Source organism: Oleiphilus sp. HI0128 (genome assembly GCF_001635365.1).
Genome location: NZ_LWGG01000390.1, coordinates 1 through 818, shown reverse-complemented (window position 1 = coordinate 818; position 818 = coordinate 1). Strand labels below are relative to the sequence as shown.

Here is an 818-nt window from a genome sequence, read left to right as displayed (position 1 = left end):
ATGGTTCGACCACCAATTATGAGGGTGTTTATTCCTTCAGTATCTTCAATCCTGTCGTAGCCGTGACCTTGTGTGAAGTGGTAGGTATCGTTGTCTGCTCCGCCGACTAAGAAATCGTTTCCAGTGCCGCCGTGAAGGTGGTCGTTTCCTTTTCCGCCATCTAGAACATCTTCGCCCTCTCTGCCAAATAAAATGTCATCACCGCCATTTCCATATAGGTGATCATGATACTCTCCGCCCTCTAATCCAGAAGTATCATTGTCTTCTGTCCCGAAAGTATATGTATTTACCTTATCTGCGAAGAGGTAGTTTTTAGCTATATCTCCAGTTTGCAAGTCCTTAAAAAGTGCGTATTCAGTCCCCAAGCCGTCCCCATATGGAAGGTTCTCTCGGTTTTGTGAAAGTGTTAGCTCATAAAAATTAAGCCTATCAACCCAATAGGGTTCGGAATAAGTATCTTTAGCATAGCGATCTGATTCCCTGATTTCCGAAGAAACAGCACTTGCCAGTTCAGGGCCCATTAGGATGAATGGCAGATTATTGATCACACTATATCGGGCTAATCGGGCGTCCAGATCAAAGTAACCGGATTGATTAAGCCAGTGCTCTAATTGCTCTCTATCCACTCCTCTAGCATCAGCAACAGTCGAAAAGTGTATGCCCTGACTCAACAGCGTATGATGGAAGTCAATATACCCCTTAAGACCATCTTCTACATTTTCACCTAATATATCCGCTACAGCTTGAAAAACCTCAGAGTATCTTTGAGCTTCGTGAGGAGCGCTGCCCTCTAGTATATGATTAACTTCCACACGACT

The 818-nt window shown here is 44.1% G+C and carries 1 protein-coding gene; it reads right to left on the bottom strand.

Annotated features, from left to right (window positions below; translation table 11 throughout):
- A partial coding sequence (locus tag A3763_RS04840) for a calcium-binding protein (protein WP_369823088.1) occupies positions 1-818 on the bottom strand: 818 nt, incomplete at both ends.